We start from the raw sequence: 1,717 nt of genomic DNA on the forward strand, positions 1-1,717 counted from the left end.
ATATCCGGGGGGGGGACAAAGCAAACGGCTTGGAAAATGACGGTTACACTGCACGCCATCATACTTTCTTTGAAATGCTAGGTAACTTTAGCTTTGGCGACTACTTCAAGCCAGAACCAATACGTTTTGCCTGGACATTCCTAACAGAAACGCTGGGGATTCCTAAAGAGAAACTGTGGGTCACTGTTCATCATAGTGACGATGAAGCAGAAAAAATCTGGAAAGAAGAGGTAGGAGTGGATCCTGAACGTTTCTCAAAGTTAGGGGATGACAATTTCTGGTCTATGGGTGATACCGGCCCTTGTGGTCCTTGCACCGAAATTTTTTATGATCACGGCGAGTCAGTATGGGGCGGCCCACCGGGAAGTCCGGAAGAAGACGGCGATCGCTATATCGAAATTTGGAACGTTGTATTTATGCAATACAACCGTGCCGCTGATGGTGAAATGACGCCACTACCACGTCAGTCCGTTGACACCGGTATGGGACTTGAGCGTATAGCAGCCGTTATGCAAAACGTGCATAGCAACTACGAGATTGATTTATTCCAGCGCTTACTTGAAGCCACGGCTAAAGCTGTGGGTACTCAGGATATGGATAGTAAATCATTGCGTGTTATTGCTGACCATATCCGTTCAACAGCGTTCTTAATTGTTGATGGTGTAACACCATCCAATGAAGGGCGTGGATATGTGTTGCGCCGCATTATGCGACCTGCTATCCGGCACGGTAATAAGCTCGGTGCTCAAGGGGCTTTCTTTCATACACTGACCGCGGCACTCGTTAATGAAATGGGTGAAGCCTACCCAGAACTTACCGAGCAACAGGCTTTGGTTGAGCGTGTTATAGCTAAAGAAGAAGAGCAGTTTGCTAAAACGCTTGATAACGGCATGCGTTTATTAACGGATGCTATCGCATCGATGGAAGGGACGGTTCTATCTGGCGAAACTGTTTTCCGCTTGTACGATACCTATGGTTTCCCTGTAGATTTAACGGCTGACGTGGCACGTGAACAAGATCTAACACTCGATATGGAAGGCTTTGATGCGGCAATGGAGCAACAGCGCCAGCGAGCTCGTGCATCAGGCGCGTTTAATGTCGATTATAACGAAAAGTTAGATATTGAAGGCGAAACAGGTTTTACCGGGTATGAAGACCTGGAAGGCTCATCTAGCGTGGTCGCTTTGTTTAAAGGCGGAGAGTCTGTCTCTGAACTAACGGCCGGTGAGTCTGGGGTTGTTGTGTTGGATAACACACCGTTTTACGCCGAATCAGGTGGTCAGGCGGGTGATCATGGAACCTTGTCATGGGACAGTGGACAATTTACCGTCACTGATTGCACAAAAGAGCAAAAGAACCATTTACACATAGGTCAATTAACAGAGGGCGTGTTACGCGTTGGTGCAACGGTATCAACGACTGTTGATATGGCTAACCGTAAAGCGACAGCGTTAAATCACTCAGCAACGCACTTGTTGCACGCTGCTTTACGTGACGTATTGGGCGATCACGTACAGCAAAAAGGCTCGCTCGTTAACGCTGAGCGATTGCGTTTTGACTTTGCACACTTCGAAGCTGTATCAGCCCAAGAGTTGGCAGCCGTTGAGCAGATGGTGAATCAATATATTCGCCAAAACTCTCCGGTGACGACCGAACTGATGGCGATTGATGAGGCCAAAGGTAAAGGCCCAATGGCGTTGTTCGGCGAGAAATATGA

1 protein-coding gene is annotated in these 1,717 nt (G+C 47.9%); it reads left to right on the forward strand.

The genetic code is table 11. The features are described 5' to 3' along the window. Positions 1-1,717 (forward strand): alanine--tRNA ligase (alaS, locus tag KO497_RS15895; RefSeq protein ID WP_215944946.1); only part of this gene is annotated, 1,717 nt, incomplete at both ends.

Source organism: Pacificibacter marinus (genome assembly GCF_018860665.1).
Lineage (GTDB): Bacteria > Pseudomonadota > Alphaproteobacteria > Rhodobacterales > Rhodobacteraceae > Celeribacter > Celeribacter marinus_A.